The following is a 24,634-nucleotide window of genomic DNA, read 5'->3' on the forward strand; positions in this document are numbered from 1 at the left end:
CGGTTTTTGACAGACTACAATTAAGGGCAACTAACGAATTTACTACAATTGTGTTCCCGAAAATATGGGATACTCACATTGTACGACTCAGGATAGGACACTCTCTAGTTGGAAACGATGGCACCTTGAACAGAACTATACACTTTATAGCTATTATCTGTCGTTGTCTGTTCCATTTCCGACAGGTAGTTACCAACCGTACTTTGCACATGGTAAGTCACGCCACCGCCTGTTGCTGTTCCTGTCTGTGTAGAACCGGAAACAAGACCTGTTGTTTTGGCGGGATCTTGGAGTTTGATCGGTGCCGCTTCTCCTGCAAGCTGTTCAAGCGATGCTTCCAATGAACAGCCCGTAAGAATAGCCAACAGTAATAAAAGAATCAGTTTATTTACAAATGACAGCATGTGGATCCTTTGCACAAAGATATGATTTAATCGCCGCATTTTCGCGCTTAAGTTTTTCGTTTTCTGCTTTCACAGAGGCAATTTCACGATCTTGTTTTTTGTCGTTCGCAGCCAACTCGTTCACCTTGTTTTGCAAAGCTTGCATTTGTTCTACAGAAGCTTTGCACATACCATAAAGAGATTTTGTCGACTCAACCAACGGTCCTACCAACGCCGGATAATTAACAGATTTATAACCACTCTTATCTGTATCCACGAGTTCTGGGAAGACCGCTTCAACTTCTTGAGCGATCACACCAATCTGATGACGGCTGTTGAATTTTCTTTCTGGGTATTCTTGTGTTTTCCAATTATAGCTAACACCACGAAGTTTCAAAATTTTCTCAAGAGAATGATCCAAAACTTGGATGTCTTTTTTGAAGCGGATGTCTGATGTCAACGCAACACCAGCAGAACGAACGCTTCCTGAGGCGTTGATATCGCCACCTTGTACGTCGAGTTTATAGCCCGGAGATGTCGTACCGATGCCAACATTGCTCGCCACACTATCCAGAGACAGAATTGTCGTGGCCGTCGTGCCACTCCAATACGTAAAGGAGAGGTCGTTTTGAAGACCCACTGTAGCATATCCGTTACCTTTACCTTCGATAGCCCAACCTTTGCTAGAAGTATTGGCCAGACCATAACCTTGACCGTTCAACGTCACAAGTTCTAAAACCGCTGAACTTGTATTTACCGCCCCATCTGTCCCGATAGTTGAGCGAACCGTTCCCGCAGCCCCAACGTGAAGTTTTGAGTATATATATGGTATTGTTCCAATACCGACGTTACCTCCAAGATTGGCTAAAGCTAAATCCGTTGAATTTGCAGAACCCGTTTTTTGAGCATTGATTGAGCCGTAGGTATCTCCAGTATTCGCACCCAAACCCAAAACGATGCGAGATCCCGTAGAGGATGTAACAAAGTCACTTGTTCGAACATCTAATGGATAATTACTCGTGGTATTTGCCTGCACCGATAATCTTTGCAGTGGCGTTGTCGTCCCGATACCGACATTTCCATCATCGTCGATTCGCATCCGTTCGACAACCACTCCCCCGGCACCACCCCCATCTTTACGCGTTGAGAAAGTAAGAGCTCCACCTCGGTCATTAGCAGTCGTACCATCAGTAAAAGACCTGATCAACGCTATACGCTTATCAGTCGGTATCGTGTTGTTGGATTTAACAAATGACAAAAATCCATTAGAAACAGCATTTCCATCAGCAGCTCCCGACGCCAACTCAAGGCCTCCATCCGCACTTGACCCCTTAACGGTTACAATAGTCCCAGTGGAAGCCGCACCATTTATATTAGGACTATTTGTTCCGATGCCGACATTTCCGTTCCCTAGAATTACCATCTTCGTCGAAGTGACATTTTCAGTCGAACCCGACGCGCCAGGAGTCGAAGTCTTGATGTAGATATTCGAACCTGCAGATCCAAATCCATTCCCTGAAGATATTACGACATCACCACCACTTGTGTTGGAAGACGCCAATGGAGCGTGGCCAGCACTTATAGTTAGATCTTTACCAGCCCCACTACCCGCACGCTCAACTCCCAGAGTTCTCGAAAAGGAACCATCAATTCCAACGTATCCACTACTGCTTGGATTCAAAATAATGCTTCCATCAGAACTTCTCATTGTAATGCGATCAGCACCCCCAATACCTAAAGACAAATCATAACCTAACTCCTTCATGAGTATTTTCACGGAACTGGAATTCCAGATTCCCATTACAAGACCATCCGAATTGGTCGTTCCGGTGGAGCTAGTGGAAAGATGTATCATGTTAGCCGTAGAAGACGAAGATGCCGTTGAAATGGTATAGTATGTATCTGTTGTCGTCGTGGGTCCAATCTTTACATTTCCCCATGTCGAATCAAAAGTGAGATTAGAACTAGCCGCAAATGATCCAGCGCTATTAAACTGAATTTGGCCGTTTGCGCCTGCAGGAGTGCCCGACATCGTCGTCCAAGAAAGAACTCCCGTACCGTCGGTTTTTAGAACCTGTCCATTTGTTCCATCAGTTGACGGCAATGTCCATGTCACATTAGAACCCACTGTTGCCGGAGATCTCAACGCCACATAGTTTGTTGAATCCGAATCCGCAAAACGCACTTGGTTTTGCGCATTCATCTGAACATAGTTAGAGAAAGCTTTCGCACCACTGATTGTTTGTGTGGTGGTTTTATCGACAAGACCTGCAGTATCTGGCGTACCGCTCGCCCAAGTCGTGACACCGGTTGAATAGACAACATTTCCTGCAACTCCGGCTGCAAGCGAAGTCACCGCTCCTGTGCCCGATCCCACTAAAAGATTTCCTGATCCCAACGAACTTACACCAGTACCACCATTCGCCACAGGCACAATGCCTGACAAATCCGTTGCGGCATTGATTGCAGCATTCACCCAATTTGTTCCGTCATAACGAAGAACTTGATTGGCAGTATAAGCTGCAGGCGAAACCGTTTTACCTTTGATCTTATCAACGCTTGTTGCGTTGAACGTTCCACTCACATCACCTGAGAATGATGTTGATGTTCCAAGTTTGCTATTGAATGTATCGTATTCTGATTTACTAATAAGACCCGCAGTGACTGACGCTGTATTCGCCATTGGAATATTCAAAGTATGCGTACTTGTCGCAGAACTAAATGCAGGAGCCATACCCGAAGTACCAATTGCAAAAGTCTGTGTTCCAGCAGTGAGTCCGTTAAGAGATGTAATCCCACCTCCTGCGGCCGTTTGCCATGTTGCTAAACCAGAGGCATCCGATGTCAAAACTTTGCCAGCGCCGGGGCCACCGCCAGAAATTTTAACTTGCCCTGCGATTTGCACATCACCCGCAGAAGTAATACGCATTTTTTCAGTCGTCGTTCCATCAAGACTTGTACTGAAGACCATGGCGGCATCTTGAGTAGATGCTCCCGTCTGAGACGCTTCCCACAATGTTGAAATGCTTCCCGCCGTCGCCAATGTGTTATTCGTTGCTGTTTCAAGAGAGTAATTTAAAGCTGCACCATGCCCTGCCGCCGGAGCTGTTGAGTTACTTCTAAGTCTTTGAATCGTTAACGCCGTCCCGATCGTGTCCGTGTTATCACCAAATTGGAATGTCTTCGCGCCTGTGATTGTCTGAGTGCTTGTCTTATCAACCAGTCCCGCGGCATCAAACGAACTTGCCCCTGTACCACCATTCGCCACTGGTACTATGCCCGACAAATCTGTCGCTGCATTGATTGAAGCATTTACCCAGTTTGTTCCGTCATAGCGGAGAACTTGTCCTGACGAATATGCCGCCGGAGAAACTGTTTTGCCTTTGATTTTATCAACGCTTGTCGCATTATAGGTTCCACTCACATCACCCGAGAATGCTGTTGAAGCTCCTAAAGGCATTGCCGTATTACAAATAATCGAACCTGTACCGTCCGAAGTACACATCATGTTATTCGTAATACCACTCGCACCAAGCAAAGGCACATTACCCGAAGCGGATCCTGTGTTTTGAGTGGCCGCAGTACCAAGACCTAAATTAGATCTTGCACCTGCTGCCGTTGTTGCACCAGTACCACCGTTGACGATGGGAAGAGTGCCGGTCAAATCCGTTGATGCACTGACCGTGGCATTCACCCAATTTGTTCCGTCATAACGAAGAACTTGTCCTGATGAATATGCCGCCGGAGAAACTGTTTTACCTTTGATCTTATCAACGCTCGTAGCGTTATAGGCACCACTCACATCGCCTGAAAATGAAGTTGCCGTTCCAAGTTTATTATTAAACGTATTCCAGTCAGTTGAAGTTAAATAACCATCCGTTGTTGTATTCGCTTGAGAAAGCGTAAGATTTGGAGCAGTACCACCCGAAGAAGACAATGGCGCACTTGCAGTCACTGATGTCACACTACCCGTTGCACCGTCACCGATTGCCACCCAGGCAGAACCTGTATCGCGATATAAAGTATTACTGTCCGAGGCAATGTAAAGTCGTCCCGCAGTTCCAAATGCAGGACGTGCTGCCAAAGTTCCAGTTTGAACACTTGGTGTACCGCCAAGATTTTGAATGCCGTCTGTGATACCGTAACCACCAAGAGTTGTTGGTGTCCCTGTCGTAATTTTTGACCAATCTAAGTTAGGAATATCAGTCGCAGATAAAGTTGTACCACTGGTAACACGACCTTGAGCATCTGTAGTCACTTTAGTATAAGTTCCTGCTGTGCCCGTATTTTTCAAAGTCACAGCACCTGTATTTGCCATCGTTGCATCACCGCTCATTGATGCAGGAGCATACTGAGTCGCTCCATTGTTATAAACCAAGAATTGAGCATCTGTCGGTGCCGTTGAAGAAACTGTACGGCCTTTAATTTTATCAACACTTGTTGAGTTATAGGTTCCACTGACATCGCCAGAAAACGATGTTGCTGTTCCAAGTTTATTATTGAAAGTATCATATTCAACATTACTGATAAGACCCGCAGTGACTGAAGATGTATTTGCCATTGGGATATTGAGAGTATGTGCAGACCCACTTGAAGACCAAGCCGGTGCTGTCCCAGATGTTCCTGGTGCTGCCAGTGTTTGAGTATTCGACGTCAATCCGTTGACAGATGTGATACCAGCACCACTTGCTGCAAAAGCAGTCCATGCAGATCCATTACAATATTCAACGTTGCCACTGTTATAACGAATCGCACCGGCAATACCAGCGGCACAAGCCGTTGCATCTGTACCGACACGAACAGCGCCACCAACATCAAGTTTCGTCGCCGGAGTTGTGGTTCCAATACCTACTTTGCCTGTGTTGTAGTATATATCCGATCCACTCGTCACCCATTGAGAACTAACAGGCATACTCGTAGTACAAATAATTCCACTTGCGGTTCCATCAGATGTACAAAGTTGATTTGCAACTAAACCACCGACGCCTAAAAGAGGAATATTTCCTGCCGCAGATCCTGTATTCACCGTCGCAGCCGTACCGAGACCCAAATTCGTTCTTGCTCCCGCTGCAGTTGTTGCTCCTGTACCACCATTTGCAATCGCAAGCGTTCCTGTTAAATCAGTTGAAGCATCAATCAAAGCATTCACCCAGCTTGTTCCATCGTAACGAAGAACTTGTCCCGTTACGTATGCTGCTGGCGCAACAGATTTACCTTTGATTCTGTCAACACTTGTTGCGTTGTAAGCACCGCTGACATCGCCAGAGAATGAAGTCACAGTTCCAAGTTTATTATTGAATGTATTCCAATCAGTAGAACTTAAGTAACCACTTGTCGTTGTATTTGCTTGAGCAATCGTAAGATTCGGAGTTGCACCACCCGAAGAAGACAATGGAGCACTTGCCGCCACGGATGTGACACCACCTGTTGCACCATCACCGATCGCGACCCACGCCGAACCTGTGTCGCGATATAAAGTATTGTTATCCGACGCAACGTAAAGTCGTCCCGCCGTTCCAAATGCAGGGCGAGCCGCCAAAGTTCCAGTTTGAACACTTGGAGTTCCGCCAAGATTTTGAATGCCGTCCGTAATACCGTAGCCGCCAAGAGTTGTTGGGGTTCCAGAAGTAATTTTTGACCAATCTAAGTTAGGAATATCTGCTGCAGTAAGATTTGCTCCACTTGTCACGCGACCTTGAGCATCGGTCGTAATTTTCGTATATGTGCCAGCCGTCCCTGTATTTTTCAAAGTCACGGCACCCGTATTTGACATGGTCGCATCACCACTCATTGATACTGGAGCGTATTGAGTTGCACCATTATTATAAACTAAGAACTGCGTATCTGTTGGTGCTGTCGAAGAGACCGCCCGACCCTTGATCTTATCAACGCTTGTAGAGTTATATGAGCCACTCACGTCGCCGGAGAATGATGTAGATGTTCCGAGTTTTGCATTGAAGGCATCATAGTCTGTTTTATTTAAAAGACCTGCAGTAACTCCGGCACCTGAAGCCATTGGGATATTCAGAGTGTGAGCAGAACCACTTGATGACCAACTTGGAGCAGTTCCCGTAACTCCCGGTGTTGCAAATGTTTGGGTGTTTGATGTCAAGCCATTAAGAGATGTAATACCAGAACCACTTGCCGCAAACGCGGTCCATGCAGTTCCGTTACAATATTCTACGTTGCCACCATTATAGCGAATCGCACCCGCAATGCCGGCAGCACAGGCAGTCGCATCAGTACCAACACGAACGGCACCACTCACATCCAACGCCGTTGTGGGAGTTGTCGTACCAACCCCCACTTTTCCTGTGTTATAGTAAATATCTGAACCACTCGTTACCCATTGCGAACTAACCGGCATGGATGTTGTACAAATGATTCCACTGGCAGTGCCATCAGAGGTACAAAGTTGATTTGCAACCAAACCACCAATTCCAAGAACTGGGATATTCCCCGCCGCAGAGCCCGTATTCACTGTTGCTGCGGTACCAAGACCAAGATTTGTTCTTGCACCAACAACTGTTGTTGCACCAGTACCACCATTGGCAATACCTAAAGTTCCTGTTAGATCTGTGGAAGCATCGATAAGAGCATTCACCCAACTAGTTCCGTCATAGCGAAGAACTTGTCCCGTCACATACGCTGCTGGCGCCACAGCTTTACCTTTGATTTTATCAACACTTGTTGCGTTGTAAGCTCCGCTCACGTCGCCAGAAAACGTGGTTGTGGTTCCAAGTTTACTATTGAAAGTGTTCCAATCAGTTGAAGTTAAATAACCATCCGTTGTTGTATTCGCTTGAGAAAGTGTAAGATTCGGTGTCGTTCCACCTGAAGAAGATAAAGGTGCACTTGCAGAGACTGACGTCACACCTCCAACAGCTCCGTCACCAATAGCCACCCATGCTGTGCCTGTGTCACGATAAATTGTATTATTATCTGAAGCGATGTAAATCTGCCCCGCAGTTCCAAATGCAGGACGAGTCGCTAAAGTTCCGGTTTGAACACTTGGAGTTCCGCCAAGATTTTGAATACCATCAGCGATGCCGTACCCACCAAGAGTCGTTGGTTTACCTGTCGTGATTTTTGTCCAATCTAAATTTGGAATATCTGCCGCAGATAAAGTCGTACCGCTTGTCACACGACCTTGAGCATCGGTTGTGATTTTTGTGTATGTTCCTGCAGTACCAATATTTGATAACGAAATAGTTCCTGACGTCGTGATAGGTCCACCTGTCAAACCTGTGCCCGTCGTAATACTCGTGACTGTGCCTCCGGCATCACTGTCATTCGCAGGGATCCATTTCGTTCCGTCGTATTTAAGAATTTGTCCAGAAGTCAGCCCCGTTGTATCAACAGCAACACCTTTGATTTTGTCGACATTTATCGCGTTGTATGTTCCACTGACGTCACCTGAAAATGCCGTTGTCGTTCCTAATTTGGCATTAAGCACAACATAGTCTGCATTGGAAATAAGACCTGCAGTGACTCCGCCAGTTGAAGCCATCGGAATATTCAAAGTGTGTGTTGAACCGCTTGAAGACCATGCAGGTGCTGTTCCTGCCGTGCCCGGTGTTGCAAAAGATTGCGTATTTGATGTTAAACCATTGAAAGAAGTAATACCAGAACCACTGACGGCCAATGCAGACCATGAAGAGCCATTACAAAACTCGACATTTCCACCATTATAACGAATCGCGCCAGCTATCCCTGCGGCACAGGCTGTCGCATCCGCACCAATACGAACAGCTCCCCCAACATCAAGTGCTGTAGCTGGAGTTGCTGTGCCCACGCCCACTTTACCTGTGTTGTAGTAAATATCTGAACCCGCCGTCGTCCATTGAGAACTTACCGGCATCGTCGTATTACAAATGATTCCACTTGATGTACCATCGGAAGTACAAAGTTGATTTGCAACCAACCCGCCGATTCCAAGAACTGGAATATTGCCAGCAGCAGAACCCGTGTTCACAGTGGCGGCTGTACCAAGACCTAAATTGGTTCTTGCTCCAACAACTGTAGTCGCACCGGTACCACCATTAGCAATAGAGAGAGTTCCGGTGATATCTGTAGATATATCAATTAGCGCATTAATCCAATTCGTCCCATCATAGCGAAGAACTTGTCCCGCGGCATAGGCTGCTGGAGAAATCGCTTTACCCTTGATTTTATCCACACTTGTCGCGTTGTATGTTCCACTGACGTCACCAGTGAAAGCTGTCGTTGTTCCAAGCTTGTTATTAAAAGTATTCCAGTCTGCGGAACTTAATGCGCCTGTTGTTGTCATATTTGCAGTTGCAATAGAAATCACAGGCGTAGATGTACCGGTCGCCACACTAATAGGCGCAGTACCGGTGACATCTGTCACAGTACCCCCGGAAGCCCCTGAAACCGTATTACAAATGAGAGCAGTTCCGTTCCAAGTTAAATACTTACCACCGCTACAGTCCGGAAGACCCGCTTTATCTAAAAAGTCACTGGCGATTTTATTTCCCAACTTTTGTGCCGACACCGCGTATCCCGCGTAAGGCACAGAGCGAATCACATTGTCGGGAGAAATTGTTTTCCATCCACTCCCATCATAAAACTGTACGCGAAGTTTACGACCTTCACTTACGGTGGGAGCATAAGTTGCCGTGCTATCAGAACAAATATACGTTCCACTTGATGACGAACAAGTTCCACAATTATAAGTGGAGCCATTGTTAAAGGTGTCTAATACAGTAAAAGATCCCCCGAGCGGGTATTGAATGGAGCCCCCTCCGATTGCGATGTCAAAAACACCGCTCGAGTTCACCATATTATAACCAGTCACTTGTTCTTGATAAATCACACACGAACCCGTTGGATTCGTGATCTGAAAAATGAAACTGACATTGGCATATTCTAATGGCGTGCCGTCCGACTTAAGAATACGCCCTTGATATGTTAATCCTGTTGGAGCGGCAAAAGCCATCCCCGGAAAAAGAAGAGCTAAGAGCACTTTGAAGGTTGATACGACCCAAATGTGAGTTTTCATATTGAACGTATCGGGTTGCCATCTGCCCCACGACATATCTTATTAAGAATATTTTGATCCCGATTGCGCGGAAACAGTTGAGTTTTAATGAAAAGGAAAAAAGAGGATGGTGATGACCAAAGGATGAATAAAACTGACAGATGAAAAACGACGCGAGGAGCTGGACTCCTCGCTCACTTGAATTAACCTTTATCAGGCTCGTAGTAAGGAATTTCTATGATGGCCCTGATTCCGTTGAATTGCATCATGGCCGTAAGAAGGGCACGAAGTCCTGTGATATTTTTTCCCTTCGCACCAATAAGTCTTCCCAAACTTTCTTTGGAACAATCCACGTAGTAAACTGTCGTTCTTTCTCCGACTTTAAAGGAAACCTTAATATCGGCAGGATTATTCACCATCCTTTTTATGACTTGCTCTAAAAGATTCCGAGTATCTTCTCTTAACTTATTAAACCTTGACTCATTAGACGTTTCTTCTTGGTCTTGCAACACTGGTACCCTTCTACGAATTATCTGTAATACTTTTGCTTCTGACACGAGAGCCTCCCCATATGACTGCTCTCTTACATTATCGGGACAAATATGAGGAATTGTAGACTTGAAGTCGTAAATCTAGATAGGTTTTACGAAATACCGTACATCACTTTTTTGGGAACAACACTATATTGCTTTATTTTCCACCTGATTTCTCTTTTTCTGGGATCACTGATTTCATCTTTTTAACGTAGTCCAACACATGCTCAGAAAATCTTGCTTTCTCATGGCTGCTATTGAGTTCTTTCATCACCTGACGACTTACAGAATCATTCTCCTTAAAACATATTCCCCAAGAGACGTGCGAAGCTGGTTTCGGATTAACACGCAAACTCTCTGCCACCGATTTTATTTTCGGATCAGTCTCAATCAAAAACTTGTACATGCCATCCGTGACAAGGTGATATTGTACCCGCTTACTTGCAACCTTCAAGAGTCCCGAAACATCATCCGGAGCTTCTTCGATATTCAGAAGTCCTTTGTCAAAAACCTCTTTCATCGGAGGTTTTAAGGAATACCCTCGACCGATGCTTCCCTTATACTTTCCAAGATCAGTCGGTTCATTCCACACCAGAGGAGCTTCTTTGTGTTCGACGACTAAGGTCGTTGTTTGAAAAAATTGGTCCGATAGAAGAAAACCGGGAATCACGTCACTTTTGGAACAAGGTACGAAAGCCATTATTTGAGGATTTTTAAGAGTCATATTTTTGGCGCGACGAATAGGATAGAACTCCAAAATCAAATCATATCCCATGCTTTTAAAGGTTTCATGCAAAGCATATCCAGCAGCCCCTCGTTGAGGCATGCCTTGACTCAAAAAAGGAGGAATTTCAATGGTTGCAACGTGAAGTGGTTTGAGTTCTTTAGATGAGGAATAACTTCCAATAAAAATTACGCAAAGAAACGGCAGAAATCTAAACATTCACGCTCCATCTTGTGTATCCCCACAAGAACGCTAGCTTGAAGTCATAACAAGAAACAGTCAAATTACCACTATGCAACTATAACGACTTCATAGCTAAAATGCGTCTACTTATTTTTTCTGACAAAAATATCGTAATTCCAATTAAAATCTCCTGATACCAAATTATCGGCTTCAGATTCGAACGCTATATAACGACCATCGCTACTGATACATGCCGTGGCGGAATACCAATTTCCCTCAACACCAGAACGGTTTACAGAAACGCGACTTGTGTTTCCCGTTTGACGGTCGTGTACAAAAACATCTGTCTGGGCATTCGTATCCCCCGATACCAAATTAGTGGAGTTAGACTCAAACGCGACATAACGGCCATCACCATTGATGGAGGGTGTCCCTGAGTACAGACTTCCCTGCATACCAGAACTGTCTACGGACACGCGACTCGTAATGCCCCCTTGAAGGTCATGAACAAAAACATCATCTTGGCCATTTGTATCTCCCGTCACTAAATTAGAGGCGCTCGACCTAAACGCAATATAGCGACCATCGCTATTAAGCGAAGCCGTATATGAATGATCATTCCCCTGCACGTCAGAACTATCTACCGAAACACGACTCGTTAAGCCCGTCTGACGATCATGAACAAAAATATCTTGATTGGCGTTAGTGTCTCCGACTACGAGATTAGAAGCTCCAGATTCAAATGCGATATAACGACCATCACCACTGATTGAGGCCGTTTCTGAATACGAATCCCCCTGAGTTCCAGAACTATCCACAGACACACGAGTCGTCGTACCTGTTTGGCAATCATGGACAAAAATATCTGTAGAGTTATTTGTATCTCCCGCCACTAAATTTGTGGCTTTCGACTCAAACACGACATAGCGGCCATCCGCACTCAATGACGGTGCATAAGAGTTCCCATTACTTTGAACACCGGCGCTATCCACTGAAATTCGGCTTGTAACACCCGTTTGGCGGTCGCGAACAAAAATATCCCAAAAGCCATTTGTATCTCCAGCAATCAAATCTGTTGCGCTGGATTGAAAAGCGACATAACGACCATCGGCACTCACGGCAGGAGCATACGATTCAGAACTTCCCGAAGTTCCGGAAATATTCACGGATATTAAACTTGTCACTCCACTCTGACGATCATGAATGAAAATATCACCGTCTCCATTCATATCGCCTGGAACTAAACTAGAGTCATAAGACTGGAATACAACAAAACGTCCGTCAGCATTCAATGCAGGTTTGTATGCGGCTTCACTAGCCTCCCCGCCCGAACTGTCAAGAGATACCCGCCCTGTCACTCCCATTTCACGATCGTGAATAAAAACGTCCTCATGGAGATTCGTATCTCCAGACACAAAATTAGAGGCTATAGAATCAAAGACTACGTATCGACCGTCTGAACTCAATGACGGAAACATAGAGTTGCTATCCCCCTGAACGCCGGCATTATCGACAGACACTCTATTGGTCGCGCCGGTTTGACGGTCATGAACGAAAATATCGTACACCGCATTCGTATCACCAGCCACTAGGTTAGTAGATGAAGAATAAAATGCAACGTAACGACCATCTGAACTCAGTACGGGATAATACGACGGACCATTTGCTTGCGCACCGGAACTATCCACGGACACGCGAGTCGTCACGCCTGTTTGTCGGTCGTGAATAAAAACATCAGCGTCGGCATTGGTATCGCCAGTTACTAAGTTTGCGGCTCCAGAATAAAATGTCACATAACGACCGTCTGAGCTGAGGGAGGCAAAATACGAATGACCATTCCCTTGAGCACCGAAGCTGTCCACAGACACTCGAGTCGTCACACCTGTTTGGAGATCATGAACAAAAATATCATCTTTCGAATTCGAATCACCAGCCACTAAGTTAGTAGATGAAGAATAAAATGCAACGTAACGACCATCAGAGCTGAGTGATGCATCATACGAGTTCCCGTCGCCTTGAACACCGGAACTATCCAAAGATACTCGAGTCGTCACACCTGTTTGGCGATCATGGACAAAAATATCTTGCATTGCGTTTGTATCACCAGAAACCAAATTCGTCGAACCAGATGTAAACACCACATAACGCCCATCAGAGCTGAGTGACGGGTCATAGGAAGAACCGTTCCCTTGAGCACCGGAACTATCCACGGACACACGAGTCGTTATACCCGTTTGACGATCATGAACATAAACGTCCGTTGAATTATTTGTATCACCAGACACCAAGTTCGTCGAACTAGAGGTAAACGCCACATAACGTCCGTCAAAGCTGATTGATCCACCATCGGAATCTCTGTTCCCAACCTGGCCCGCAGAAGATTTTGAAACTATATAAACCTTTCCGGTGGAAAGATCTTTTGCAAAAACGTCATCTTCACCATTATCATCCTCGGCGGCAAAATCTTCCTGAGAAGAGGTATATACTACAAATCTTCCATCACCGGATATTTTTCCACCTTCGGATCTGCCTTTAACTTCTGTCCCTGCATAATTAGGAACAGAAACACGGATTATATCCGACTCTTTCAATGTCACTTTAAATGTGATGACTTGCGATTTTCCTCCGGCAATTTCATACCAACAACTAAAACTCTGATTTTCGATATCCGACCACTCTTGCAAGGTGGGAACCCAGTAATTCAGCTTCATGGAAAATGATTTTGCACCGTCCAGATCCAGGGACTGCAATGCTAAGTTCGATGAGGCCCCTGAACACTGCAAAGAAGCTCCATCAGGCACGTTCACAAATTTAACTTTATTTTTGTAGATGTACTCTTCCATACTCAAATTCACCTGCAGCTCACCGCTCGAAGTGAAATCCATGCTGAAAACCTTGGGGTGAAGAGCGCTAACATCCAAAAAAGTTTCATCAAACTTCAATGTCTCAATTTGAGAGGGTGATGTTAAATCTTTAAGAGTCGCATCCATAGTACAAGATATGTTTAAAATAGAGACGGCGCAAAAACATATTAGATTTTTGAAAAGAGATGGAAAACCAATACGCTCAGAACAGATCATTGCAATCATTCGGTATTTCTTTTCGGATTTCGAAGAAGATTTCTGAACTATATTCGAACAGAGTTGCCACCAAATATTTGGGAGCAACTCAATCTGAGACGGAACCATTCTATGAAAGTCTTTAGGGCAACTGGGCATCGCGAACAAAGAGCTGGGTCATAGTTCCAAAAATTCCGTCGACAAGATTTGTCTGTCTGGTTTCAAATAAGACATATCTTCCATCTGCGGAAACTTGGGAATTAAAGGTATCGTAGTTTTCAAAAACTGAGGCCACCGTTCCATCTCGAGAGCTCATGAGTGCTATATTATTTGTGACAAGATCCTTACGGACAATGTTGTACCAAACACCAGTCCCAGGATACAAATTTCCCGCGGCAGTAGAAAAGACGACATAGCGACCGTCTGCACTGATGCTAGGTTCATAAGAATCATTAGTGCCTTTGTTTGCAGATGTTCCATCCGTCGAACTTACCAACGTCAGCGTTCCCGTATTTAAGTCTTTTTTCCAAACCTGACCTACGAAGTTAAGCCCTGCCATAAAGTTGGTGGCCCAACATACGAATACAGTGTAACGTCCATCTTGTGACATTTCCGGATATTCACACCCACCATTGCTCCTGTTGGGACCGGTGCCGTCTGTGGAACTCGCCAAATCCAAAGCTTGCGTTAGAACATTTTTTCTGAAGACTTGTCCATCTCCACTCAACCCTGCTTTAAGGTTCGTAGAATAAGATAGAAACGTGACGTAAGTGCCATCTGCCGAAATAGACGGCTGCTCTGCACCTCCGTCGGTCTCGGTGGCAGCAGTGCCGTCGACAGAGCTGACCAAAGAGATCGCTTGCGTATTCATATCCTTCAAATAAACTTGCTGCGCTCCACCCGTGACACCCGCCTTCAAGTTGGTTGACCAACTCGTAAATGCAATATATCTCCCATCAGAAGAGATTCGAGGATTGTCACTTGAACTGTTTCCGCGATTTGCAACAGTACCGTCAGTTGAACTCACTAATTCCAAACTCCCTGTTTGAAGATCTCTCCGGAAAATTTGCCGAGATGTCGTTCCACTCATTATATTTGTCGCACTAGAGGCAAAAACAACATAGCGGCCATTGGCGCTGATATCCACATCTCCCGACCAACTGTTGCCCGAATTGGCCGCGGAACCATCACTGGAACTTATTAGAACAATGGATCCTGTCTGTAAGTCTTTATAAAAAGTTTGCGGGAAAAGACTGGTTACACCGGCTACCAAATTTTTTGCACCCGAAACAAATACAACATGACGAGCATCAGGACTCATACGAGAAAAAATGACATCACTATCAGCGAGAGCCGGCGCACTAGAATCTAAAGAACTTGCCACTTGCAAAACTCCCGTCTGCAAATCTTTAAGGAAAATCTTATGATAAAGAGTTGCTCCCGTGCCACTGACTAGATTACTAGCTTTGGATCTGAAGACGACATAGCGGCCATTTCTACTAATTTCTGGAAGATCACTGTTAGTGTCTCCCGCTTGAGCTCCCGTTCCATTGGCTGAACTAACAAGGCCAATCGTATTGGCGGTCAAATCTTTGACATATATTTGATTGTATCCAATGGTAATTCCCGAAACCAGATTGGTGGAGCTAGATCTAAAGACAACTCGACTGCCATCAGCACTTACTGAGGAAGTCGCGCTAGCTCCATTCCCTCGATTGGCGGCAGCACCGTCTACAGAACTCACAAGAACAATCGTTCCCGTATTTAGATCTTTTCTATAAATTTGCGAACCCGAACTTCCCGCAACAAGATTTGTCGCCCCTGAAGTGAAAGTGACGTAACGACCGTCATCGCTGATTTGTGGTTCCGTGCTTGAAGAGTTTCCTCTGTTAGCTGACGTTCCATCGGTCGAGCTTACTAACACGATAGTGCCCACGTTCATGTCTTTGCGAAAGATTTGTGTCCCTGAGCTTCCTGCTACTAAATTAGTCGAGTTAGAAGAAAAGACTACATATCGTCCATCTTGACTTATTTGAGGCTTATTACTGCTGGCATTTCCGCGATTGGCAACCGTGCCATTGGTCGAACTTACAAGCTCCATAATACCCGTTTGCAGATTCTTACGATGAACTTGCAGAGTTCCACCGGGCATTCCGGCGATAAGATTTGTCGACGATGTTGTAAAGACGACGTAATTTCCGTCACTAGATATACGCGCTTCTAAGGAAGACTGATTGCCTTGGTTAGGTCCCGTGCCATCTGTAGAACTTGCCAAGACGACAGCACCCGTTTGGCGATCTTTTACAAAAAGCTGATTTCTAAAAACTGTGCTGGAGCCAGCACCTGCTACGTAATTCGTTGCTGCTGACACGAAAAGAACATAACGTCCATCACCAGAAAGACTCGGATAATTGTTGTAATTGTTTCCTATTTGATTTGTGCTATTTAAAGATATAGCACTACGTGTGCCATTTGAAATATCTAAACCCAGAATTTGCGTCACTCCACTTGACGTCGTTCCATCCGAAGCCCAAGCAAGAAAACTTCCATCTGCTGAAATAGACACGTTGTAAGCCGATGTCTGCGCCCCCAAAAGAGTTGACGACCATCCTGACGATGCCACTCGAACAGAGGCGGGTTTGGAGTTGAATATGAACTCCACTGAACCCCCATCAGAGTTGCAAACAAAATGTCCTTGCGCTGGTGAACCCGTCGGCTGAAATCCAGGATCCCAATTCACAGTATTTCCGTGAATAAAAGATGAACCGGATGAAGGCGTCTGACTGCAAGAAAGTCCCGTAGACTCCAGTCCATCTTCAAACAAAGCAAAAGAGGAAATTCTGCCTCCAGAAACATTATTGATCGTGATAGTTCGATTTGTTTGATCCACAGCCACGGAGTTATCTGAGTCCGACTTCACCGATAAGAGAGAAGTGCCAACCGAACCGCCCCCTGATGGAGGAAGAAATGGAGGTTCCTCTGAAGCAAACTCATGCCGACGAAAAAACTCTGCATCAATCTGGCAAGCAGAGATCCATATAGAGACAAAGACAAGAATAAATACATGAAAGATTTTTTGCATGTACCGCTATCGGTACACCCAAAATAGATCCTGAGATTTCTTCGAGAAATATCATATCCAGATTTTTGGGAACAGGTCTTTGGTTACCACCCGTCGATGGAAGGTCGCGTGCCATACCGACTTTCATAGTCGTCGGCATACTTTTCCTTTCCTTCGATCAAAATCCGGTAACGACCTTCACCGACAAGATCTATTTGCTTTTGCTCAAGGCGCTCATAGATTTTCTCTCTGGGCTCAATAAAAAGTCGCATTAGTTCCTCTCTGCTTGGCTTCGGAATTTTATCAAGCCTGAGGCTTAATTGATAGACTTCGTTCTCCGCCGCCTGCTCATTCTGATTAAGAGCGGAGGCCTCATCGGGAGTTAGCTTAACGTCTTCATACAGCTTTATTCTATAAGGCTCACTCATACGACGCCCTAAAGAATGATAGAAAGACACCTCTGCCTCTGATTTATACTTTTTTTCAATTGACGATATCTCTCCCCCTCCTCCAAGAACAACGGTCGAAGAAGAAGGCACTTGCGACTCCACGGCGATCTCCACAGAGGTCGCATCACTGTGTGAATTTTTCTTCCCAATATGAGACATCGAATGTAAATGAATCTCTTTGGCTTTGGGACTGAGCCACCAAATTCCAACAATAAGAATGGCGAAAAAGAAAAACTTCTTCATTCTCCTATCCTAACAAAACAAATTACAATTGGGATATCTCTTTATGAGAAAAAGTCTTGGGTTATGGCAGCGTAAGCTTGTAGTTTTCTCCGAGATACTCAATCTCGATATTTTGAACTCGGCTGCCAGAAGATAACTGGTGACCGAGGCACTTTGCGAGTTCTTCGCGAAGGGCGTCTGAATCTTTATTGGCGATCGGCTTTAAAAGTAAAAAACCTTCGTGCTGATAGTCCGCCTCGCACCCCTGCACTCGCTCCCAATCAAAAGCGACACGCACTAAATCAAAGGCACCTTCTTTGGGAACCGACTCAATGTAGTGTTTGTATTGAAAGGTCATTTCTTCAGGAGCTTGCGAAGAGTTCCAGGCAAAAGACCATCCGCGCTCTTCACGGAACGTGAGACTTGAAAGACCCACTCCGAGTTCTGCGGCTTTTTGGGTGAGATTTAAGCGCGCCACCGCCATGATTTCAGCAAATGCATGGTTGAGACTTTCTCTGGAAGATATAAAAGGATCTTTTTCTAAACCCTTTTTTAACTTCCACAGCCACTCATCCACGAACATCAGGTTCACACTCATTCCTGACAGAGGGTCCACGTCATGACTAAATCCTGCGGCAAGATGAAACAAAAAGCCCCGTCGTGAAGACAGGGCTCCTTGAATTACAATTCGAATGGGAATCTCACGAACGAATTGCAACATTATTGAAGTTGCAAGGCTTGCGTGTTCATTGTCACGTGAGAGTTCGAACGGAATTGGTTCACCCACGCTTCAAACATGCCGTCGCCACGACGCTTTTGCATCATTTCAGCAGCCATTGGTTCTAAAGCTTTCACTTCTTCAACTTTAGACTCTTTCAATTTCAATACGTATTTAGAGTTGCCATCGCGAACCAGGCGTTTCAACAAAGGCTCAGATTTTTTAAGTTCGAAGATAGCTTCTGTCGCCACAGCGCTTGTGATTTTTGGGAAGTTTTCAGCACCCAACTCAACCAAACCTGTTTCTTCCCATGTTGCTTTCAACTCTTTAAGCTGTGCATTCACGGCGGCTTCGTCACCTTTTACCAAAGCTTCATCCAATGCTTTGATTGCGGCTTCTGCTTTTTCTTTCGTCATGGCTTTAGAAGCCGCTTCAGAATCAACTTTAACGAAAAGAACGTTGATCTTTTGAGACTTCATTTCTTGCAACTTCTTAAGTTCCGCACCTGTCGGAGCTGAAACTAACTCAAACATCTGACGAACACGCACGTTGGCGATGTCTTTACGAACTTTGTTTTCAAAGTCCCCTGGGTTTGAACGCGTTGATTCAAGATAACGGCTGTAGAATTCACGTTGGAATTGGCCATTTTGTTGGAAGAAAGGAATGTCCTTCACGATAAAATCGCGAACTTCCGCATCTGTTGCCAAAATGCCATTTTTTTGCGCAGCTTGAGAAACAAGCTCCATGCGCACCAAGTTCTCAAGCGCTTGCTGACGAAGCAGTTGACGCTGAGAGCTAAAATCCATCTGACTACCGAAGAGGTTTTGGTAGTACTGCTGAATACGATTTTCTTCCTGTTGGAAGTCTGCCAAAGAGATCAAACTGTTGTTCACGCGCGCCACGGAACCAATGCCCGCGCCCAAGCGTCCCGGCAAACCGAAAAACACGAAAACAAGAATGATCGCACCGAAGAGAACGATTGCGGTAACGCTCTTTGCAGAGAGCTTTCTCTTCATTTTATCAGCCATACTATCGCTCATAACTTTTCCTTCCTTAAACAAGCTTTGCTGTAAGCGGTTCCATTACCCAACGATTTTCTTATTTTTTCAAGGGGAAATTGTTGAATTCTCAGTCTATTTTGAATAGCGTTTGAAAATAAGATCTTTGAAAAGCATTATGGATGTCACTAAATTCTGGTGGCGAGTTCCGCAGCTGCAGTCCCAAAGGGACGCGTCCGCGAGGACTGTTTGAGCCAACAGAGTTTAGTGACATTCATAATGCGTCTCGAAGAGCTATTTTTTACCGTAATAGAAGGTGACTTTTGAACTTTTTCAACTTTGATCTCAAGAAACTTGTGATGATCGGGATTGTTTTGGCTTTGCCGCTCATTTCCATCAACATGCAGCAAAGACCTCAGGAATCCAACTGGCTCTCAAAACCCTTCACTCTTTTGGGAAGTGCTGTGTCCGAGACTTTTTACGGATTCAGCCATGGCGTGAAAGACACCACGGCGATGTACATCAACCTCGTCAACATCAAGAAACACAGCGAAGAGTTGCAAAGTCATAACAACGAGCTTGAAGCTCGCTTGGAAAAAATGAACGAACTGCTTTTAGAGAACGACCGCCTGCGCGGACTTTTGACGTTCAAAGAGCAAACGAAGATGAACTTGATGGCGGCCCAAGTCATCGGCCGCGACTTGGTTATTGATCACAGCACTGTGACAATTAACAAAGGAACTGCGGACGGTCTTAAAGCCGGACAAGCTGTCATCACAACAGGCGGTGTTTTAGGTTATATCTTTAAACCAGAACCTTTCACAGCGCATGTGATGTTGATCACGGATCGTTATGCCGTTGTCGATGGTATCGTGCAAAGAACTCGCGCTCACGGGATCGTTGAAGGTAAGTCCCAATACGGAAGCACTCTTTCTTTGAAGTATGTCGAGAAAACAGAGGACGTGAAAGAGGGCGACCTTGTCGTCACTGGCGGACTTGATAATATTTTTCCGAAAGGCTTCCCTGTCGCTGTTGTTGAATCCGTGGAAAAGAAAACTTTCAGCGTTTCTTTGAAAGTTGATTTGCGCCCCGTGGTTGATCCTTACAAAGTGGAAGAAGTTTTTGTCGTGCTCCAAGCTAACACGGAAGACTTCGGTGATAAGTATGCTCCGCAGGCCTCGGTTGAAGCACCTGTGACTGTGGAAGGAGTTACTCCCACGGTCGTTCCCGGTGCGCCAACTCCAGCGGCTCCTGCGGCGCCCGCAGCTCCAGCACCAGTGGCTCCGAAAAAGCCTGAGGAGAAACGTCCGTGAAAATTCGTTGGAATGTGATTCTGAATTTCCTCATATTATTTGCGGTACTGATTCTGGTCGCCGGATTTCAAACCACTTTCTGGTTCCAACTTTTTGGAAATGTTCCTTCTCCCCTTTTGTGGCTGAATCTTGTCGTGTATGTGACCCTTTATCGTAAACCATTCCCGGCTATCATCATTATTTACGCTATGGGCTTTGCTTTGCTCGCCTTCACGGCAATGCCGCTGAAGATGATGTGGATCAGTCTTTTGATTCTCTTTACCTTGGTCTATGGAATTAAAACTCGCGTCTTTTGGAGTGGCTATGGTTACTATACAATCATGTGTGCATTCTCGGCCGTGGCTTATCACCTGATTTATTTCTTTGGTTCTATGGTGATGGAAAAAAATCCCGCGAGTTTTGAAATTGTCGATCGCCTGGTACAGATCATCTTGACGCCCTCCTTTGCTTTCCCCATGTATTGGGTCCTCGCCAAAATCGATAAGGTTTCGCAGGATGAACTTGTGCACGAGCCCGGAGGATTGGAGTTATGAGTACTTACGTCAGCAATCCGGACGAAGCAAAAGAGTATCAGAGTCGATACAAAATTTTCTATATCATGATCGCGTTCACGCTGGTCGTGTTCTCGATGCGTTTGTGGTATCTGCAAGTCATCTCAGGAAACGAACTTCGTGAGTTCTCTGAAAAAAATCGTATCAAACAAAATAAGATCACGGCTCCCCGTGGTTTGATGCTGGATCGTGATGGCAAAGTGCTGGTGGAAAACCTTCCGGGCTTTGAAGCGATTTTGTCGCCTCAATATATCGAAAACTTAGATGAGCTTTCTAAAACTGTCGGACCTGTTCTAGGAATGGAGCCCGATAAGTTGATGGTGAAAGTTACAAAGAGCCGTCGTCAAAACGGTCCTTTCGCACAGATCCGTCTTAAAGAAAACTTAAGCCGCGAAGAAGTCTTCCGCTTAAAGCGCATGCGCCTGGATACTCCGGGACTTGAGATCCGCGAGTCAATCATTCGTTACTACCCTCTTAAAGACAATGGCGCGCAACTTTTTGGTTACGTCGGTGAGATTTCTAAACGTCAGCTTCCTATCCTGAATGATTTCTATAAAGGGGCTTTGCGCTTTGAACAAGGTGACATCATCGGTAAGAGCGGACTGGAAGAAACTTTAGAAAAAGACATTCGTGGTGCCGACGGTGTGAGCTTTATTCAAGTCGATGCCCATGGACGCGAGGCTGTCACAGCGACACCGAACATCTATGGACAAGAGATCAAAGATCAAATTCCCGTTCACGGCAACAATGCGGTTCTAACCATTGACCGTGAAATCCAAGAAGCGGCCTTTAAATCATTCATGTCTTTAAATCGCATCGGGGCCGTTGTCGCGATGAGAACCAACGGCGAAATCTTGGCTTGGGTGAGCACCCCTTCCTTTGATCCGAATGAATTTTCAACAGGGATTTCTGGACAGACTTGGTCACGTTTGATCAACGATCCGTTCAAACCTCTTCGTAATAAAATCATTCAAGATCACAACTCTCCGGGATCGACATTCAAACCGTTGGTAGCTGTGGCGGCTCTTCAAGAGAAAGTTATCACACCAACAACCATCGTCAGTGCTCCGGGTGTTTTCTATTTCGGTCGCCGTCCTTACCATGACCACTTAAAAGGTGGGCACGGTAACATCACAGTATTTGATGCTTTGGAAAGATCTTCCAACGTGTTCTTCTATAAAATGGGTATCGCTCTTGGTGTCGATAAGATGTATGACTACATCCATCTTCTTGGTATCGGACAAAAAACCGGTATCGAACTTTCTCGTGAAGTTTCAGGAACAATGCCGAACTCTGCCTGGAAGAAAGCCACTGTCGGTGAAGAATGGCAGCCCGGTGAAAACTTAAGTACAGCGATCGGACAAGGTTTCGTGAACGTCACACCGCTCTCGATGGCCATTGCTTACAACGCAATCGGTACAGAAGGAAAAGTTGTAAAACCTTTCTTGGTTCGTAAGATCATCGATCAAGACGGAAAAGTTTTGCGCGAAAACTTCCCGCAAGTCGTGCGCGATCTGCAACAAACTCAGCCTAACGGCGTTCATATCAACGCCGACACCTTTAAAGTTGTTAAAGAAGGTATGCGTCGCGTGGCCAACGGTGATCGCGGAACTGCGAAACACTGGAAAGTTCCTGGCGTGCAGATGGCTGGTAAAACAGGAACAGCGCAAGTGATGGGTTTTTCTGCGGATCAAATCTATGCGAAGTGTGAAGGCCGCCCTATTCATATGCGCCATCACGGTTGGTTCGTTGCGTTTGCTCCAGCAGACAATCCGGAAATCACAATTGCGGCTCTTGCTGAGCATGCCTGCCACGGAAGCACCGGGGCCGCCCCCATCGTGCGTGATATCGTGCAAGCGTATTTCCAAAAATATCACCCTGAAGTTATCGAAGCCGCGTTGAAAGCCAAAGGCGGCAAAAGAGCCACAGCCCCTGTGGTTGCACCGGAACCGGTTGAAGGAGAATAAGAGTGTTTACTTCCCTGCATGTTGAAGAAAGAACTCTCTTCAAAAAATTAGATATCAACTTGATCATCGTGATCCTGGCGCTGAATGTGATTGGCCTTATCAATCTTTACAGCGCCACACACGGACCGACATCGACAGACGTCGCCTCCCTCTTTATCTCGCAAATCATGTGGTTGGTTGTGGGCTGGACGGTATTCTTGGTTATGACCCTGCTCGACTACTCCATCGTCAGTCGTATCGCCCTGGGAATCTATGTTTTAAATCTGGGCGCGATTATTTACGTCACCTTCTTTGGTAAAGTCGCCTTGGGAGCACAACGTTGGATTGATCTAGGATTTTTCCGCTACCAACCATCGGAAACGATGAAGCTTGCCTTAATCATGATGATGGCGAAAATTCTTGCGACAAGAAATACTCACGGTTCCGGCATGGGATTTAAAGAAATGTTCATGCCACTCGTGATCTTAGGAATCCCGTTTGTTTTCGTCGTCGAACAACCGGACTTAGGAACCGCGATGATGTTAGCAGCCATCGGTGGTTCTATGATGATTTTCGCAAAGATCAAACGCTTGATCATGGCCTCGATTATCGTGTTAGGAATCATTGCTCTTCCAGTTGCTTGGAAGTTCGTGCTTCATGATTACCAAAAAAACCGCGTTCTCACCTTCCTCTCTCCAACAAGCGACCCAAGAGGAACAGGCTACAACAGCATCCAATCAAAAATCGCCGTAGGCTCTGGCCGCTTCTTCGGAAAAGGCTTCATGAAGGGAACTCAATCCCAACTTGAATTCCTCCCTGAACGCCACACCGACTTTATTTACTCAGTCCTTAGCGAAGAACACGGCTTCGTAGGCTCCATCTCTGTCATCGGCCTGTTCTGTTTCCTCTTCATAACAGGAATCAGAATCGCCACCAACGCCAGAGACAAATTCGGAGCCCTCTTAACCGTAGGCGTCCTCTGCTACATCTTCTGGCATATGTTCGTAAACATAGGAATGGTCATAGGCCTCCTCCCCATCGTAGGCGTCCCTTTACCACTTCTCTCCTACGGTGGTTCAAGCATGCTCACCACAATGGCCGGCCTCGGAATCATCTCCAGTGTCGCCTACAGAAGATACCTGTTCTAGATCTTGAAACTTCTTGCTTCGAGCAGCGGATTTGAAGGCCTTTGATTAAAGCCTTGAGTCGCTGCGGTGGGCACGCCATCCAGGCTCAATCGGTGCCGAGGCTGCGCCTCGGTTCGCGCCATCGTGGCGCCACCGAAGGTGGGCCTTCGGATTCAAGGCTTTAATCAAAGACCTTCAAATCTTTGCTAGATTCAAAACTTCATTCTCTATATGCCTTCAATTCGTCTACACATCGATAAAACATCGATGTTGCCATTTATCTTGGGTATTTCATTCCTCAAAACATATTGCTTCAAGAAAGATTCGAAGCCACAAATTTGGTGATGGCATTTAATGCTTGCTTAG

General features: G+C 45.6%; 13 protein-coding genes. 4 read left to right on the forward strand and 9 right to left on the reverse strand.

Translation table 11 applies throughout. The features are described 5' to 3' along the window. Positions 1–104: 104 nt before the first annotated feature. The 9 genes from ACL934_RS12505 to ACL934_RS12545 form a co-directional block, all read right to left on the reverse strand. Positions 105–404 carry a hypothetical protein gene (locus ACL934_RS12505; protein ID WP_413612352.1) on the reverse strand — a complete coding sequence of 100 codons (300 nt, stop codon included), beginning with the start codon at positions 402–404 and terminating at the stop codon, positions 105–107. Continuing rightward, entirely contained in the window at positions 385–9,405 is a 9,021-nt protein-coding gene (locus tag ACL934_RS12510) for a tail fiber domain-containing protein (protein WP_413612353.1), read from the reverse strand. The genes ACL934_RS12505 and ACL934_RS12510 overlap by 20 nt, the downstream gene beginning before the upstream one ends. Positions 9,406–9,587: 182 nt before the next feature. Next, complete coding sequence (locus tag ACL934_RS12515) at positions 9,588–9,941, reverse strand: KH domain-containing protein (RefSeq protein WP_413612354.1); 354 nt, start codon at positions 9,939–9,941, stop codon at positions 9,588–9,590. 133 nt (positions 9,942–10,074) lie between these two features. Then, complete coding sequence (locus ACL934_RS12520) at positions 10,075–10,860, reverse strand: hypothetical protein (RefSeq protein WP_413612355.1); 786 nt, start codon at positions 10,858–10,860, stop codon at positions 10,075–10,077. 107 nt (positions 10,861–10,967) lie between these two features. Then, a complete protein-coding gene (locus ACL934_RS12525; RefSeq protein WP_413612356.1) occupies positions 10,968–13,913 on the reverse strand; it encodes a hypothetical protein in 2,946 nt (981 codons plus the stop codon). A 112-nt stretch (positions 13,914–14,025) separates the two neighbouring features. Then, positions 14,026–16,965 carry a hypothetical protein gene (locus tag ACL934_RS12530; protein WP_413612357.1) on the reverse strand — a complete coding sequence of 980 codons (2,940 nt, stop codon included), beginning with the start codon at positions 16,963–16,965 and terminating at the stop codon, positions 14,026–14,028. 83 nt (positions 16,966–17,048) lie between these two features. Beyond that, positions 17,049–17,636, reverse strand: coding sequence for a hypothetical protein (locus tag ACL934_RS12535; protein WP_413612358.1), 588 nt, complete (start codon positions 17,634–17,636; stop codon positions 17,049–17,051). A 61-nt stretch (positions 17,637–17,697) separates the two neighbouring features. Then, on the reverse strand, positions 17,698–18,264 hold the full coding sequence (locus ACL934_RS12540; RefSeq protein ID WP_413612359.1) for a hypothetical protein: 567 nt from the start codon (positions 18,262–18,264) through the stop codon (positions 17,698–17,700). A 71-nt stretch (positions 18,265–18,335) separates the two neighbouring features. Next, the gene (locus ACL934_RS12545; RefSeq protein WP_413612360.1) at positions 18,336–19,373 is read right to left on the reverse strand and encodes a SurA N-terminal domain-containing protein; all 1,038 of its coding nucleotides are present in this window, start codon (positions 19,371–19,373) and stop codon (positions 18,336–18,338) included. A gap of 281 nt (positions 19,374–19,654) precedes the next feature. On the opposite strand from ACL934_RS12545, the gene mreC reads away from it, so the two are divergent. The 4 genes from mreC to rodA are packed head-to-tail and all read left to right on the forward strand — an operon-like array spanning position 19,655 to position 24,289. Next, entirely contained in the window at positions 19,655–20,644 is a 990-nt protein-coding gene (mreC, locus tag ACL934_RS12550; RefSeq protein WP_374073860.1) for a rod shape-determining protein MreC, read from the forward strand. Continuing rightward, positions 20,641–21,177, forward strand: a complete 537-nt coding sequence (locus tag ACL934_RS12555; RefSeq protein ID WP_374073862.1) for a hypothetical protein — start codon at positions 20,641–20,643, stop codon at positions 21,175–21,177. Before mreC ends, ACL934_RS12555 begins: the two co-directional genes overlap by 4 nt. Further along, positions 21,174–23,162, forward strand: coding sequence for a penicillin-binding protein 2 (gene mrdA / locus ACL934_RS12560; protein ID WP_374073864.1), 1,989 nt, complete (start codon positions 21,174–21,176; stop codon positions 23,160–23,162). Before ACL934_RS12555 ends, mrdA begins: the two co-directional genes overlap by 4 nt. Before the next feature lie 2 nt (positions 23,163–23,164). Beyond that, positions 23,165–24,289: a rod shape-determining protein RodA gene (gene rodA / locus ACL934_RS12565; protein ID WP_374073866.1), complete on the forward strand. Its 1,125-nt coding sequence runs from the start codon at positions 23,165–23,167 to the stop codon at positions 24,287–24,289. Positions 24,290–24,634 lie beyond the last annotated feature (345 nt).

It is taken from the genome of Bdellovibrio sp. HCB-110, from assembly GCF_047323225.1.
In the GTDB taxonomy this organism is placed as follows: Bacteria; Bdellovibrionota; Bdellovibrionia; order Bdellovibrionales; family Bdellovibrionaceae; genus Bdellovibrio.